At 69.0% G+C, this 14,211-nt stretch carries 17 protein-coding genes and 4 tRNA genes; 19 read left to right on the top strand and 2 right to left on the bottom strand.

From position 1 onward, the window contains the following. Positions 1-17: 17 nt before the first annotated feature. On the top strand, positions 18-692 hold the full coding sequence (locus ACZ3II_RS09540; RefSeq protein WP_465517137.1) for an MOSC domain-containing protein: 675 nt from the start codon (positions 18-20) through the stop codon (positions 690-692). Between the two features lie 498 nt (positions 693-1,190). On the opposite strand, the gene ACZ3II_RS09535 is transcribed toward ACZ3II_RS09540, so the two are convergent. After that, a tRNA-Tyr gene (locus ACZ3II_RS09535) sits at positions 1,191-1,271 on the bottom strand. 148 nt (positions 1,272-1,419) lie between these two features. Between ACZ3II_RS09535 and ACZ3II_RS09530 the strand changes: the two genes are divergently transcribed. The 4 genes from ACZ3II_RS09530 (at position 1,420) to ACZ3II_RS09515 (ending at position 3,802) form a co-directional block, all read left to right on the top strand. Further along, positions 1,420-1,911 carry a YajQ family cyclic di-GMP-binding protein gene (locus tag ACZ3II_RS09530; RefSeq protein WP_465517136.1) on the top strand — a complete coding sequence of 164 codons (492 nt, stop codon included), beginning with the start codon at positions 1,420-1,422 and terminating at the stop codon, positions 1,909-1,911. A gap of 78 nt (positions 1,912-1,989) precedes the next feature. Beyond that, positions 1,990-2,301, top strand: a complete 312-nt coding sequence (locus ACZ3II_RS09525) for a hypothetical protein (RefSeq protein WP_465517135.1) — start codon at positions 1,990-1,992, stop codon at positions 2,299-2,301. Between the two features lie 52 nt (positions 2,302-2,353). Next, the gene (locus ACZ3II_RS09520) at positions 2,354-2,989 is read left to right on the top strand and encodes a LysE family translocator (RefSeq protein WP_465517134.1); all 636 of its coding nucleotides are present in this window, start codon (positions 2,354-2,356) and stop codon (positions 2,987-2,989) included. A 9-nt stretch (positions 2,990-2,998) separates the two neighbouring features. After that, positions 2,999-3,802 (top strand): sulfurtransferase, encoded by an 804-nt coding sequence (locus tag ACZ3II_RS09515; RefSeq protein ID WP_465517133.1) that lies wholly within the window; start codon positions 2,999-3,001, stop codon positions 3,800-3,802. Position 3,803: 1 nt separating this feature from the next. Here the strand turns inward: ACZ3II_RS09515 and ACZ3II_RS09510 are convergent, their stop codons facing one another. After that, the gene (locus ACZ3II_RS09510) at positions 3,804-4,196 is read right to left on the bottom strand and encodes a hypothetical protein (RefSeq protein ID WP_465517132.1); all 393 of its coding nucleotides are present in this window, start codon (positions 4,194-4,196) and stop codon (positions 3,804-3,806) included. 459 nt (positions 4,197-4,655) lie between these two features. On the opposite strand from ACZ3II_RS09510, the gene ACZ3II_RS09505 reads away from it, so the two are divergent. The 14 genes from ACZ3II_RS09505 to rplL all read left to right on the top strand — a co-directional run bounded on the left by ACZ3II_RS09505 (position 4,656) and on the right by rplL (position 14,068). Further along, positions 4,656-7,184, top strand: a complete 2,529-nt coding sequence (locus ACZ3II_RS09505) for a putative bifunctional diguanylate cyclase/phosphodiesterase (protein WP_465517131.1) — start codon at positions 4,656-4,658, stop codon at positions 7,182-7,184. A 93-nt stretch (positions 7,185-7,277) separates the two neighbouring features. Next, positions 7,278-7,350, top strand: a tRNA-Thr gene (locus ACZ3II_RS09500). A 39-nt stretch (positions 7,351-7,389) separates the two neighbouring features. Next, a tRNA-Met gene (locus ACZ3II_RS09495) sits at positions 7,390-7,462 on the top strand. A 112-nt stretch (positions 7,463-7,574) separates the two neighbouring features. Then, positions 7,575-7,742, top strand: coding sequence for a 50S ribosomal protein L33 (gene rpmG, locus ACZ3II_RS09490; protein WP_014687739.1), 168 nt, complete (start codon positions 7,575-7,577; stop codon positions 7,740-7,742). Between the two features lie 133 nt (positions 7,743-7,875). Beyond that, positions 7,876-8,322, top strand: a complete 447-nt coding sequence (locus ACZ3II_RS09485; protein WP_465517130.1) for a MaoC family dehydratase N-terminal domain-containing protein — start codon at positions 7,876-7,878, stop codon at positions 8,320-8,322. After that, positions 8,322-8,717: a MaoC family dehydratase gene (locus tag ACZ3II_RS09480; protein WP_465517129.1), complete on the top strand. Its 396-nt coding sequence runs from the start codon at positions 8,322-8,324 to the stop codon at positions 8,715-8,717. Before ACZ3II_RS09485 ends, ACZ3II_RS09480 begins: the two co-directional genes overlap by 1 nt. 81 nt (positions 8,718-8,798) lie before the next feature. Then, positions 8,799-8,871, top strand: a tRNA-Trp gene (locus ACZ3II_RS09475). Positions 8,872-8,977: 106 nt separating this feature from the next. Further along, complete coding sequence (gene secE, locus ACZ3II_RS09470) at positions 8,978-9,349, top strand: preprotein translocase subunit SecE (protein ID WP_465517128.1); 372 nt, start codon at positions 8,978-8,980, stop codon at positions 9,347-9,349. A gap of 59 nt (positions 9,350-9,408) precedes the next feature. Next, positions 9,409-10,143, top strand: a complete 735-nt coding sequence (nusG, locus tag ACZ3II_RS09465) for a transcription termination/antitermination protein NusG (protein WP_465517127.1) — start codon at positions 9,409-9,411, stop codon at positions 10,141-10,143. A 77-nt stretch (positions 10,144-10,220) separates the two neighbouring features. After that, on the top strand, positions 10,221-10,937 hold the full coding sequence (gene rplA / locus ACZ3II_RS09460; RefSeq protein WP_465517126.1) for a 50S ribosomal protein L1: 717 nt from the start codon (positions 10,221-10,223) through the stop codon (positions 10,935-10,937). 93 nt (positions 10,938-11,030) lie between these two features. After that, a complete protein-coding gene (locus ACZ3II_RS09455; RefSeq protein WP_465517125.1) occupies positions 11,031-12,083 on the top strand; it encodes an ATP-binding cassette domain-containing protein in 1,053 nt (350 codons plus the stop codon). Further along, positions 12,080-12,778: a hypothetical protein gene (locus ACZ3II_RS09450; protein ID WP_465517124.1), complete on the top strand. Its 699-nt coding sequence runs from the start codon at positions 12,080-12,082 to the stop codon at positions 12,776-12,778. Before ACZ3II_RS09455 ends, ACZ3II_RS09450 begins: the two co-directional genes overlap by 4 nt. Before the next feature lie 312 nt (positions 12,779-13,090). Then, on the top strand, positions 13,091-13,636 hold the full coding sequence (rplJ, locus tag ACZ3II_RS09445) for a 50S ribosomal protein L10 (protein ID WP_465517123.1): 546 nt from the start codon (positions 13,091-13,093) through the stop codon (positions 13,634-13,636). Positions 13,637-13,687: 51 nt separating this feature from the next. Further along, positions 13,688-14,068, top strand: coding sequence for a 50S ribosomal protein L7/L12 (gene rplL, locus ACZ3II_RS09440; protein ID WP_188120950.1), 381 nt, complete (start codon positions 13,688-13,690; stop codon positions 14,066-14,068). Positions 14,069-14,211: the final 143 nt, after the last annotated feature.

Genomic DNA, 14,211 nt, shown 5'->3' with positions numbered 1-14,211 from the left:
ACCCGGGAGATCCCCTCATGACCAGCGGAATCGTCCTCTCCTTGAACGTCGGCGGAGCCGAGCCGAACCCGGCCAAGGGCGCCAACGAGACCGGCATCGGCAAACGCCCGGTCGACCACGCCGTGACGGTCCGCGCCCCCGGCCCGAAGTTCACCGGCCTGCACAGCGGCGTGGTCGGCGACTTCATCGGCGACATCAAGCACCACGGCGGCGACGATCAGGCCATCTATGCGTACGCCATCGAGGACTACGCCTGGTGGTCCGCGGAGCTTTCCCGCGACCTGCCACCCGCCCTGTTCGGCGAGAACCTCACCACCGAGGGCCTGGACCTCTACAACGCCGTCATCGGCGACCGCTGGCGCGTCGGCGACTCGGTGATTCTGGAGACCACGTTCGGCCGCATCCCGTGCGCCACCTTCCAGCACCGGATGGGCGAGCCCCGCTGGCTCAAACGTTTCGCCGCCTCCAACCGCACCGGCGCCTACCTGCGCATCCTCCAGGGCGGCGAGATCAGCCCCGGCGATTCCATCGAGGTCTTCGAGCGCCCGGAGCACGGCCTGACCCTGGCCGAGGCCTTCGACATCTACATGCACAACCCGGAGAACCTGTCCCGCCTCCTGGTCGCCGACGCCCTCCCGCCTTCGATGCGCGCCGAGATCGAGAAACGTCTTTCCGGCTACCCGAGGAACTGAGCCTCCGGCGCGGAGCCCAGGAACAGGGCATGACCGGCGATGAGGTCACACTCGACTTCCAGCAGCTGAGCCGGGGCGCGGCCGGGGAGGGGAGCCCAGGACCACTCGATGCCGCGACACCACGACACACTCGGCCGTCTTGAGCGCCACGACGTCCCCGGGAACCTCGGCCACCGAGAACTCGAACGCGGCATCGTGGACGGTTCGCATCACCCAGAGGCAGGTCGTTGAACGGAACTTCGTCCCGGTAGAGAACACTCAACCGGCTGAGCCGCCGGCGAAGGTTCGAGGACTGCCCGACGTACGCCGATCCGCTGCCGTCACCGGCGACCCGCACACGGTAGAGACCCGGTACACGTGGCGCCTGGAGACGAGTCACCCGGTCGGCCAGCGGTTGCCAGGGCCCCATGCGAGAGAAATAGCCACGCCACCACCCGTCCCAACGAGAACGGCCCCGGACCGCGTTTCCGCTGATCTCGGGGCCGTTCTATTTGCCTGTGGCGGGTAGAGGATTCGAACCTCTGTAGCTTTCGCGACGGATTTACAGTCCGCTCCCATTGGCCGCTCGGGCAACCCGCCTGGGCAACCACCGCAGTTTCCCGCGGCAGCGGACATAAGAATAGCCGTAGCGCGAACGGCTTCAACAACCGGGTACGGTCGGCATGTCGCGGGCCGGAGTACGCCCGTAGGACAGCATCGACAAGCATCCAGCCGCAGGAGTCTGATCATGGCAGCCAGCCCGTCGTTCGACATCGTGAGCAAGGTCGACCGGCAGGAGGTCGACAACGCGTTCAACCAGGCGGAGAAGGAGCTCGCCACCCGGTTCGACTTCCGGGGGACGGGAACCACGGTGGCCAAGTCGGGTGAGGCGTTCACCATCACCTCGGAGACGGAGGAGCGGGCCACGGCCGCGCTCGACGTCTTCAAGGAGAAGCTGGTGAAGCGCAACATCTCGCTGAAGTCACTGGACGCCGGTGAGCCGCGGCAGTCCGGCAAGACCTACAAGATCGACCTGAAGGTGGTTGAGGGCATCGAGGCCGACAAGGCCAAGGCGATCAGCAAGAAGATCCGGGACGAGGGCCCGAAGGGTGTGCAGGCTCAGATCCAGGGCGACCAGCTTCGGGTCACCGGTAAGAAGCGGGACGACCTGCAGGCTGTGATCGCGCTCCTCAAGCAGGAGGACTTCGGCGTCGCCCTGCAGTTCAACAACTATCGCTGAGAGGGACGGCCGGCTCCGTGGAGAGTCGGCCGCCACGAACGGCGTATCCGGGAAGCGGCACGAGCGCAGACTGGGTGGATGAGCAAGGCGGCGGCTCTGGCAGGGCTGGTGCTGGTGGTGCTGGGCGCCCGGATGGCGATCACCGGTCATGCGCCGTCGGTGATCGCGCGTGCCGTCCGCACGCCGCGAGCGGCGGGCGGTTACCACCTGTTGTTCGGGCTGGCCCTGCTGGTGTTCTCGTTCGGGATGTCGCTGCTGGCTGATGTCGCGGCGACGGTCGCTGCCGTGCTGGCGATGGGCCTGGTCGCGGTGGCCGTGGTGTGTTTCCGGCCGGGTGCGCGGGGCCGTGCCGGGCAGCAGCCACGAGCCGGTGGCCCGTCCGGGATGTGATTCACGGCACCAACGATGCGGCCGGGGGGAGACAAGCGGCTACGAATGGCCCATGGACCTGCTCGATGCCGTTCTCTCGTTCGCCGTGCTGGGCGCGCTGCTGACGATCACTCCGGGGCTGGACACCGCTCTGGTGCTGCGGGCCGCGGTCACGATGGGCCGTGGCCCGGCTTTCGCGACCGCGCTGGGCATCGGCGCCGGCGCTCTGGCCTGGGGTGCGGCGGCCGCGGTGGGCGCGTCCGCGCTGCTGGCCGCGTCGACTGTCGGTTACACGGTGCTGCGGGTGGCCGGCGCGGCCTACATGATCTATCTCGGGGCGCGGATGATCCGGGACGCGTTGCGGCGTGACCGGGGCGCCGCCGAGGCCGAGCCGGCGCCGAGTGCGCCGACGGTGTGGAGCACGTTCGGCCGGGGGCTGCTGACCAACCTGCTCAATCCCAAGGTCGGCGCGTTCTATCTGGCGGTTCTGCCGCAGTTCGTCCCGCCGGGCGCGGATCCGCTGGGCACCGGCCTGCTGCTGGCGCTGGTGCACGACGTCGAGGGTCTGCTCTGGTTCACCGTGATCATTCTGGGGGCGCAGGCCGCGCGTGGTTTCCTGGCGCGGCGCGCCGTGCGGCGTACCGTCGATGCCGGGACCGGCGCGGTCCTGCTCGGTTTCGGTGTGCGACTGGGTCTGGCGAGCGATTAGGGGTCTGTGGTGATCGATCCGGTGGTGGACGCGTCCTGGATCCGGGATCGTCCCGTGGTGCTCGCCGACGTCCGGTGGTACCTGGACGGTCGTTCCGGCCGGGCGGCCTACGAGCGGGGGCACCTGCCGGGCGCGGTTTTCATCGATCTGGACTCCGCTCTGGCCGGGCCGGCGACGCCCGCCGACGGCCGCCATCCGCTGCCGGATCCGGAGGTGTTCGCGGCGGCGATGTCGGCGGCCGGCATTCACGATCAAGATCAGGTTATTGCGTACGATGACGCAGGCGGCGTGGTGGCCGCCCGGCTGGTCTGGTTGCTCCGGGCGATCGGACACGACGCCGCGCTGCTGGACGGTGGCCTGACCGCCTGGTCGGGCGAGCTGAGCACCGAGGCGCCGTCCCGCCCGCCGGCCTCGTTCACCGCCCGCCCGTGGCCTGCCGACCGGCTGGCCTCGCTGGCGGAGGCGGCCGCCGGTCCCTCGATCGTGCTGGACGCCCGTGACCGGTCCCGGTTCCGTGGTGACGCCGAGCCGGTCGACCCGCGCGCCGGTCACATCCCGGGCGCCCGCAACCTGCCGTGCCGGGACAACGTCGGCGCTGACGGCCGGTTCCTGCCGGTGGCCGAGCTGCGTGAGCGGTTCGCCTCGGTCGGGGTGGACGCCTCCGCCGACGTGATCTCGTATTGCGGGTCCGGCGTGACCGCCTGCCACAACCTGATCGCCCTGGAGCACGCCGGCCTGGGTGCGGGCCGCCTTTACCCCGGCTCCTGGTCGCAGTACAGCCACACGGACCGCCCCGCCGCCACCGGCGACTGACTCAGTCCGGCTGCCCGGCGAGGCCGCGCGCCCGTGCCTCGGTGGCCGGGTCGAATCCCTGGTAACCGGTCTGGCTGTGCTGGCGGGCCTGGTCGTCGATCCAGCGCTGATGGGATTCCCAGGCGGCCTGTTTGCTGGTGCCGAGGGCGGTGCCGATCTGCGACCAGGAGGCGCCGGCGCCGCGGGCCGACCGGATCATGGCCTGCCGCCCGTACCCCGCCTTGCGAATGATCACCTCGCTGAGCGCGAGCATCTCCAGGGTCTCCTCGCGGGAGAGGGCCGGCTCGTCGTCGGGCTCCATCGCGGCGAGGGCGTCCCGCATTCGTAGGACGTCGTATCGGTGGGTGGCGGTGGTGAGGGTGTGCTCTCGCTCCAGTTCGTCCGGGTCTCCCATCCGCCGAGTCTTTCGTCAGGTCGCCTTGACGTCAAGCCGTCCTGACGCCATGTCGCGAAAGCTGTTCACTTCTCCTCTTAAATCGGCCACAAAACCGCCAATCTTTCAGGGGTGTGCCCAGGGGTCTGCTCAACCGTTCGGCCAGGTTTTGCCGGAGCGCCGTCGCGACCCGCCGATGAACGCTGCCAGTCGCACAACCGGTGTGGCACCATCATGTAACCCCCACTCCGATGCGATTCATGAACTAGAGGAGCGAGCCATGTCACCGAGGAAGCGGAGCCGCTTTGTCGGCTTGGTTTTCGTGCTCGCGGTCGTCTTCGGTGGTGTGGCCATCGGGGCGGTCACGACCGACGACAGCAGTGCCGCCGTTCAGAGGACCCTCACCCTCGAGTGGACCTGAGGTTCTCCGCCTTAGTTACTGACGGACCGGGGCGGCTCGCTGGCTAGAGAGGGTTCTCGATGTCCGAGCAATCCCGGGCACGGCAAGGCACGGCACAGCGGGCATGGCTGATCACGCTCCCGCTGGGGTTCTTCGCCGTCGTCTGCGCCGCGGGTTTCTGGATCTCGGAACCGGATTGGTACCGGGCCTGGCCACTGGCCCTCATTTTCTTCGCCGCTTACCTTCTCGCCTATCGGGACATCTTCAACATCGTCATCTGGCGGAGCACTTTCTCCGTCGTGGTGACCGATATTCCACTGGTGCTGGCACTCTTCTATCTGCCACCGGTGATGGCGATCCTGGTGGTGAGCAGCGCCAGTCTGGTGCACCACTATCAGGCGAGGTTCCCGGCGACGAAGCTGTCGTTCAACGTCGCCAAGGCGGCCGCCGGGATCAGCGCGGCCTACCTCCTGCTCGCCCTCTTCCCTGACCTCACCGATGCCGGCCCGCGCACCTGGGCGCTCCTCGCCGCCGGCGGCACAGTGAACTTCCTGGTCGAGCTGTTCTGCCTCGCCGGTGTGTTCGCCCTGGTGCAGAGCCTGCGCACCAGCCGGGACGTGATCCGCGCCGGCTTCTCCGCGATCGCCGTCTTCGCGATCAACGCGGTGATCGCCCTGATCTTCCTGGTCGCGCTCGAGGAGACGCCCTGGTCGGCGCTCCTGCTGGCGATCCTGGTCGCCGCCCTGGTGACGGTCCTCCGGTCGTACGCCGAGTTCTTCCGCCGGCACCAGACGCTCGCCGAGGTCTACGAGCTGACCCAGGCGGTCCGGGACGAGAGCGGCCGCAGCGGCCTGCCGGACGTTCTGCTCGGCCGGGTCCGTTCGCTCATGCAGTCGGAGTTCGCCACGCTGTGGCTCAGCCCGCAGGGCAGGCATCCCGAGGTGCTGCTCACGGCCTGGGTCGAGGGCAAGGGCCTGCTGGACATCTCGCCGGTCCCCGAGCAGATCCGGGTGCGGGCGGTGGAGACCGGCGCGGCCGTGGCGGTCGGTGGGAGCTTCGCCGAGACGGGCGATCTGCGGGACGCGCTCCGGGCGGCGAAGGTCAAGGACGTCATCGTCATCCCGTTGCGTTCCGGCCAGGCCACGATCGGGACGCTGCAGGTCGCCAACCGGCTCGGCGACAACCGGACCTTCCGCGACACGGACGTGCAGGTGATGGAGACGATCGCCGCGCACGCCGCGGTCGCCGTCGAGAACTCCCGGCTGGTCGACCGGCTGCGCCACGACGCCTACCACGATCGTCTCACCGGCCTGCCGAACCGGCGCCGGGTGATCGACGCGCTCGCCGAGGCGGTGAAGGTCCGGGTCGAGGACGAGGTCGTCGCGATCATGCTGTTCGACGTCGACGGCCAGCGCAACGTCAACGAGTCGATGGGCCACGCCGCCGGTGACAAGCTGCTCAGCGAGACGGCCGACCGGCTCCGGCGGATCGCCGACTCGGGCGCGCTGGTCGGCCGGATCGGCGGCGACGAGTTCGTGGTGACACTCCGGGCGCCGAGCATCGACGCCACCATCGAGATCGCCACCCGGATGCGCGAGCGCCTGCGCGGCCCGATGGCCGTCGGCTCGCTCACCCTGGACGTGAACACCGCCGTCGGCGTCTCGGTCTACCCCGATCACGGCAGCGACCCGGAGACGTTGTTGCAGCGGGCCGAGCTGGCCGCCAACGCCGCCAAGGTCCTGCCGTACGGCGTCCAGCCCTTCCACCCCGCCCTGGAGTCCCGTGCGGTCCGCCGCCTCGGCATCGCCGCGGATCTGCGCCGCGCTCTCGAGAACGACCAGCTGGAGGTCTACTTCCAGCCCAAGGTGACGCTGGCCGACCGGCACGTGGTGGGTGTGGAGTGCCTGGCCCGCTGGGTGCACCCGGCGCACGGCGAGGTCGCCCCGGAGGATTTCGTGGCGGTGGCCGAGCACACCGGCCAGCTGGCCCGTCTCACCGAGGTGGTGCTGGCCGCCGGCCTGCGGCGCTGCCGGACCTGGTCCGACGCGGAGCGGCCGTTCTCCATCGCGGTGAACCTGTCGGCCCGGATCCTGCTCGACTCCCGGTTCCCCGAGCTGGTCCGGGAGCTGCTGGAGGAGCACGGGGTCGAACCCGGCCTGGTGACCTTCGAGATCTCCGAGCCGGGCATGCTGAGCGACATCGAGCGGGTCCTGCCGTCCCTCTACCGGCTGCGTGACCTGGGTGTGCGGCTGAGCGTGGACGACTTCGGCACCGGCGCCTCCTCACTGGCCTATCTGCGGCAGTGGCCGGTGCACGAGGTGAAGATCGACGACAGCTTCGTGCAGGGAATGGCGACGGACTCCGGCGACCTGGCGATCGTCCGGGCCGTGATCGGGCTGTCCCGTGAGTTCGGCCTCACCGTCGTGGCCGAGGGCGTGGAGAGCGAGCTGACCCTGGAGCTGCTCGAGGAGATGGGCTGCGAGATCGGCCAGGGTTACCTGTTCAGCCGGCCGTTGCCGTTCGAACGGCTGGAAGCCTGGCTGAACGCCCAGACCGAGCCGGAGTCCACTCCGACCGGTGAGGTCCGCCGGCTCCGCGCAGTGATCTGACCAGCCGTTTCAAGCAAAGGGGGGTACTGATTTCACCCCCGCTCCCGGGCCGTGTAGTCTTACTTCTGCAAGCGAGCGAGAGATCGCAAGCAAGCCCCCTTAGCTCAGTCGGCAGAGCGTCTCCATGGTAAGGAGAAGGTCTACGGTTCGATTCCGTAAGGGGGCTCTACCAGGTTCGTTCCGCCTGGAGCTGGACTTGGAGCTCGGCGGTGTAGCTCAGATGGCAGAGCAAGCGGCTCATAATCGCTGTGTCGCCGGTTCAATTCCGGCCACCGCTACTTTCTCCTCTTGTGGATCCCCATCCGGGGCCCCACTTTGCGAAACGGCGGACCGAGCGTCTACGCTGGTTCGTCGTCAGTAAGAACCCCGTTAGCAGGAAGGCACCCCGCCGTGGCCAAGGCGACCGACGTCCGTCCGAAGATCACCCTGGCGTGCACGGAGTGCAAGGACCGGAACTACATCACCAAGAAGAACCGGCGCAACGACCCCGACCGCGTGGAGCTGAAGAAGTTCTGCCCGCGTGACGGGAAGCACACCCTGCACCGCGAGACCCGCTGATCCCAGCACCCAGCTTCGTCACTGCGCCGCCCGGATTCACTCCGGGCGGCGCAGTGCTGTTTCCGCAGTACGCGGAATATTTCTGCACTCGTAGTGCTATATCTTCACCGGGTCCGGCCGGTAGTTTGTGGACATGCCTATGGACCAGTCCTTCGTCGGCCGCAGCTGGCCGCCCACCGAGCCCTACCTGGTCGGCCGCGAGAAGATCCGGGAGTTCGCCCGGGCGATCGGCGCCACCGACCCGGAGTACCACGACCCCGAAGCCGCACGCGCCCTCGGATACGCCGATGTGGTGGCCCCGCCCACCTTCCCGGTCGCGATCACGATGGCGGCCAGCCGTGACGTGGTGGCCGACCCCGCGCTCGGCGTCGACTACAGCCGGGTCGTCCACGGCGACCAGCGTTTCGCGTACCAGCGCCCGGTCGTCGCCGGTGACGCGCTGGTCTGCGTCAACACGGTCGAGGAGATCACCAGCCGGGGCGGGCACGAGTTCCTGACCACCCGCACCGACGTGACCACCGAGGCCGGCGAACCGGTCGTGACCGTCTGGTCGAAACTCGTGGTGCGAGGAGAGGGCTGATGACCGCAGAGCTGGAGCCGCAGACCTTCCGGGTGACCCGGGCCGACCTGGTGCGTTACGCGGGCGCCTCGGGCGATTTCAACCCGATCCACTGGAGCGACCGGACCGCCACCGGCGTCGGGCTGCCCGGTGTCATCGCGCACGGCATGTTCACGATGGCTCTGGTGGGCCGTGCCGTCACCACGTGGGCCGGCGCCCCGGACGCGGTCGTGGAGTTCGGTGTTCGGTTCAGCCGCCCTGTTCCGGTGCCCGACACCGACGAGGGGACCGAGGTCGTGGTGAGCGCCACGATCAAGGAGATCACCGAGGAAGGACACACTCGGCTGAGCCTGACTGCGACGTGCAACGGGGACAAGGTACTGTCCATGGCACAGGCGCTTGTCAGGAAGCGGTAGCCCGGGTTGGGATAACGCCGGGCGTACCCGTACACTGGTGCGCCGTGGGGCTCTGAAGCCGTGAGGCGTCAGGTTCCGCAAAGGGGTGTAGCTCAATTGGCAGAGCAGCGGTCTCCAAAACCGCAGGCTGCAGGTTCAAGTCCTGTCACCCCTGCGCAATCCTCCTCGACGTGCCCGCCCGGTGCGCGGTCCGCACAAACTCCGCGTCCGGTCGAGCCCTGACGGGAGCATCAGGACCACCATGACGGAAGTAGGGCGAAGTGGCCGAGAAGGACCGGCCCGGTGACGACGTCCCGGGCGACGACGCGCTCGGCCACGACGTTGCCGGCGATGAGGTTCCCGATGACAACGCCGACGACGCGCTGACGAGCCGTGACGGTGGCGTCGCGCTCGCCGAGGCGAAGGACGCGGACAGCTCGAAGGCCAAGAAGGCCCGGGGCAAGGGCCCGTTCGGCCGGATCGGCGGCTTCTTCCGCGAGGTGGTCAGCGAGCTGCGCAAGGTCATCTGGCCGACCCGCAAGGAGCTGCTGACCTACACCAGCGTGGTGATCGTTTTCGTGGTGATCATGACGGCCCTGGTGGCCGGCCTGGACTACGCCTTCGGTAAGGCCATCCTCGCCGCCCTGGGCTGATCCACGCGGAGCGTGTCCCCGCCAGTCAGGACCGATAGACATTCTGGAAGTGAGCGAGCGTGCCTGAGTACGACGACGAGACCGCGCAGTACGGTGACGAGCCGTCGTCGCTGGAGACCGACGAGTCGGTAGAGGCGGCCGACTCGCCGGCCGAGGCCGAGGCTGAGGTCGAGGAGATCCAGGCGCCCGAGGTCGAAGAGGACTACGACCCGGTCAAGGAGCTGCGGCAGAAGCTGCGGTACGCGCCCGGCGACTGGTACGTGGTCCACTCGTACGCCGGTTACGAGAACAAGGTCAAGACCAACCTCGAGACCCGGATCACGAGCCTCGACATGGAGGACTTCATCTTCCAGGTCGAGGTCCCGACCCGCGAAGAGGTCGAGGTCAAGAACGGCAAGCGCAACCAGGTGCAGGCCAAGGTCTTCCCCGGCTACATCCTGGTCCGGATGGACCTGACCCCCGAGTCGTACTCGTGCGTGCGCAACACGCCCGGTGTCACCGGCTTCGTGGGCGCCACCGACCGGGTCGACCGCCCGGCCCCGCTCTCCCTCGACGAGGTGCTGAAGTGGCTGGCCCCGGCCGTCCAGGCCGAGGAGAAGAAGGCGAAGCCCGAGGTCAAGGTCCTCGACTTCGAGGTCGGCGACTCGGTCACCGTCACCGACGGCGCGTTCGCCTCGCTGCCGGCGTCGATCAGTGAGATCAACGCCGACCAGCAGAAGCTCAAGGTCCTGGTGTCGATCTTCGGCCGGGAGACTCCGGTCGAGCTGAACTTCAACCAGGTCACCAAGATCTGATCGCCGGATCCCCGGCGAGATCAGTGGGAGGGGCCGCCGTCGTGCGGCCCCGCCAACTACCACAGGAGTAAAGAGAAATGGCACAGCGCAGCAAGGCGTACCGCGCCGCAGCCGAGAAGATCGACGCGAACAAGCTCTACGAGCCCAAGGACGCGATCGCTCTGGCCAAGGACACCAACCCGGTCAAGTTCGACGCCACCGTCGAGGTCTCGATGCGCCTCGGTGTCGACCCGCGTAAGGCCGACCAGATGGTCCGCGGCACCGTCAACCTGCCGCACGGCACCGGTAAGACCGCCCGCGTCATCGTCTTCGCCCAGGGTGCGAAGGCGGAGGAGGCCCTCGCGGCCGGCGCCGACGAGGTCGGCACCGACGAGCTCGTCGCCCGGATCCAGGGTGGCTGGCTGGACTTCGACGCCGCGATCGCGACGCCGGACCAGATGGCCAAGATCGGCCGGATCGCCCGGATCCTCGGCCCGCGTGGCCTCATGCCGAACCCGAAGACCGGCACCGTCACGGTCGACGTGACCAAGGCCGTCAACGAGATCAAGGGCGGCAAGATCACCTTCCGGGTGGACAAGCACTCGAACCTGCACCTGATCATCGGCAAGGCCTCCTTCTCGGCCGAGCAGCTGATCGACAACTACGCCGCGGTGCTGGACGAGGTCCTCCGCTCGAAGCCGTCCGCGGCCAAGGGCAAGTACCTGAAGAAGGTCACCGTCGCCACCACGATGGGCCCCGGCGTCCAGGTGGACCCGAACGTGCAGAAGAACCTGCGCGGCGACGCCAACGCCTGATCCAGCTCGACCGCGAACCCCCGGGGACTCCCCGGGGGTTCGCGGCGTTTCCGGGCCTGCGTCGGGGCCACGTTCTGTGAGAGGCTTCCGGCCGTGCGTTTCGACAAGGTCTGGTTCCGGTACGCCCGCCGCGCCCCCTGGATCCTGCACGACATCGACGCGTCCCTCGATCCGGGCCGGACGTTCGTGCTGCTCGGCCGCAACGGTGCGGGCAAGTCCACCCTGCTCCAGCTGGCCGCCGGGGTGCTGCGCCCGTCCCGCGGCGTGATCCGCGACCGGCCCGCCGTGGTCGGCTGGGTGCCGGAGCGGTTCCCCGCGGCCCAGCCGTTCACCACCCTCGGTTACCTCCGCGCGATGGCCGGGATCCGTGACCTGCCCGCCACCGCCGCCGACCCGTGGATCGACCGTCTGGGCCTGGCCGCCTTCACCGAGACCCCGTTGCCGGAGCTGTCCAAGGGCACCGCCCAGAAGGTCGGTCTCGCCCAGGCGCTGCTGGCCCCACCCGGCCTGCTGGTCCTCGACGAGCCGTGGGAGGGCTTGGACGCCCCCTCCCGCGAACTGATCCCGCAACTGGTCGCCGAGGTCACCGCAGCCGGTGGCACGGTCCTGGTCAGCGACCACCGCGGCGAGATCGCCAACCTTCCCGGCGCCCTGCACTGGACCATCACCGACCACACCCTGCACCAGCCCACCCCGGTCCTCGCATCCGCCTCTCCCACGGCGCCCGCGCGTGCCGCGGCGGGCGGAACGGCTCCGCCACCCTCCTCCCTGGCTCGGGACGGTGGGGGAGAGGTGGGCGGAACGGCTCCGCCGTCCTCCTCCCGGGCATGGGACGGCGAGAGAGCGGTGGGCGGAACGGCCCCGCCGGCCTCCTCCCGGGCGCGGGACGGTGGGGGAGAGGTGGGTGGTGACGAGGTGGTGGTCGAAGTGGCGGTCCGGCGGGACGAGGCGCTCGCGGCGATGGACCGGCTTCGTGCCGAGGGCCACCGCGTTCTGGGGGTACGGGACGAGCACCCCACCGCGACCACCGGCGACCGTTCCGGCGGCACGCGCGAGCACGGCCGGGCCGGGGACTCGGGGTCTGCACCGATCGGAGACGCTCCGGGCGTACCGGAAAAGGAAACCGCGGAGAGGGAGGGGCGATGATCGCGCTCGCCCGGATGAGGCTGGCCGGCTTTCTGCGGGGTGGCCGCGCGCTCGCCCCGCTGATCGCCGTTCTGGCCGTCCTGTCGGTGATCTACGGCGGTGGCCCGTCGACGGCGGCCAGCGCCTACGGCTATTCGGCCGTGTGCCTGTTCCCGATCCTGGCCTGGCTCGCCAAGGTCCTGCTGGACACCGAGCCGGACGGGCAGCGGCACCTGGCTCGGCTCGCCGTCGGCCCGTTCCGGGAGGCCGCCGCCGGCATCCTCGCCGCGACGGTCCTGGCGCTGGCCGTGTCGTTGCTGGCGATGGGCACCCCGTGGCTGTTCCACGGGATCCGCCCGCCGGAACCGGGCAGCGGCGAACCGCCGACCTCGACCGGTGTCCTGCTCGGGCTCCTGGCGCATCTGCTGGCCGTCGCCGCCGCGGTGGCGCTCGGGGCGCTGGCCGGCCGGGCCGTGACCCGCCGGGTGCTGCCGGGTGTCGCGGTCCTGGCCACCGGCTCGATCCTGACGATCGTGTTCGGCCTGCGGGATTCGATCGCGCCCTGGCTGGTGCCGCCGGTGATGGCGACCGCCCGCGAGCTGGCCACGGTGCCGCTCTCCGGGGCCGGCGCGTTCGCCCTGCTCGCCGTGTGGAGTGTGGCCTGGTCCACGGTGGTCCTCGCGCTCTATGCCCGGCTGCGCCGCACCCGATCCTGACGCCACTTCAGCGTGTCGAGTTCGGGCGTACCCCCACACGCGGGGGCCGATTTGGTTTTCGGCGGTAGTGCCGCGTACTGTTCAACACGAAGTTCCACCCATAGACCGCTGGTCGCCGCAACACCCGTCGTCAAGGCGGACGTCGCGGCCGAAGGTCCCGCTGCAAGCGGGCGTCCTGCGCAGGGAGAACGGTTCGTGATCGACAACTGCGCTCATGCGCGTTCTCGAGTCCGCCCCGTGCCCTGTGCCCGGGGCGTTTTGTTTTGCACGGACCCTCTCGACCAGTGGCTCAAGCACTGAGAGAGGAGGGACATGGCGGACAAGCCGGTCCGGGCCGACAAGGCTTCGGCCGTCGCTGAGCTCACGGATCACTTCCGTGCCTCCGCGGCCACCGTGTTGACCGAATACCGCGGCCTCACCGTGAAGGAGCTCACCGAGCTCCGGCGGTCGCTGGGCGGCGAGAACAAGTACGCCGTCGCCAAGAACACGCTCGCGAAGCGTGCTGCTACCGACGCGGGTATCGAGGGTCTCGACGCGCTGTTCACCGGTCCTACCGCGCTCGCCTTCGTGAACGGTGACGTGGTCGAGGCGGCCAAGGGCCTTCGTGCCTTCGCCAAGGCCCACCCCGTTCTCGTCATCAAGGGCGGTGTCTTCGAGGGCAAGGCCATCACGGCGGACGAGGTCAACAAGCTCGCTGACCTCGAGTCCCGTGAGGTTCTGCTGGCCAAGCTGGCCGGCGCCATGAAGGCGAACCTGAGCAAGGCCGCTGCCACCTTCCAGGCGCCCCTCACCAAGACGGTGCGCACGGTCGACGCTCTGCGGGCGCAGCGCGAGCAGGCCGGTTCCGCTGAGGCCTGAGCCTCCGCGTGAACCGTTAAACATCAAAAGTTCTTAGGAAAGGTAGCCACCATGGCGAAGATCAGCACCGAAGACCTGCTCGAGGCCTTCAAGGAAATGACCCTGATCGAGCTCTCCGAGTTCGTGAAGCAGTTCGAGGACGTCTTCGACGTCAAGGCTGCCGCCCCGGTCGCCGTCGCCGCCGCTCCGGGTGCCGCCCCGGCCGAGGCCGAGGCCGAGAAGGACTCCTTCGACGTTGTCCTCGAGGGCGACGGTGGCAAGAAGATCCAGGTCATCAAGGTCGTGCGTGAGCTGACCGGCCTGGGCCTCAAGGAGGCCAAGGACGCCGTCGAGTCCGCCCCGAAGGCGATCCTCGAGGGTGTCAACAAGGAGAAGGCCGAGGCCGCCAAGGCCAAGCTCGAGGGCGAAGGCGCCAAGGTCACCCTCAAGTGATCTGACGCTCCAGAGCGTTATCTGTCGATGGCGGAGATCCGACTCAGGATCTCCGCCATCGCTGTATCCCGGGTGTCCCGGCAGGTCAGGGCGGCGGTACGGACCGGATTGCACAGCGGGCGGCAAAGGCTCTCAAAGGCCGC

Source organism: Actinoplanes sp. NPDC019969, from assembly GCF_055562375.1.
Note: the sequence above shows the minus strand (reverse complement) of the source record. Positions and strands in the feature narration are given on the sequence as shown.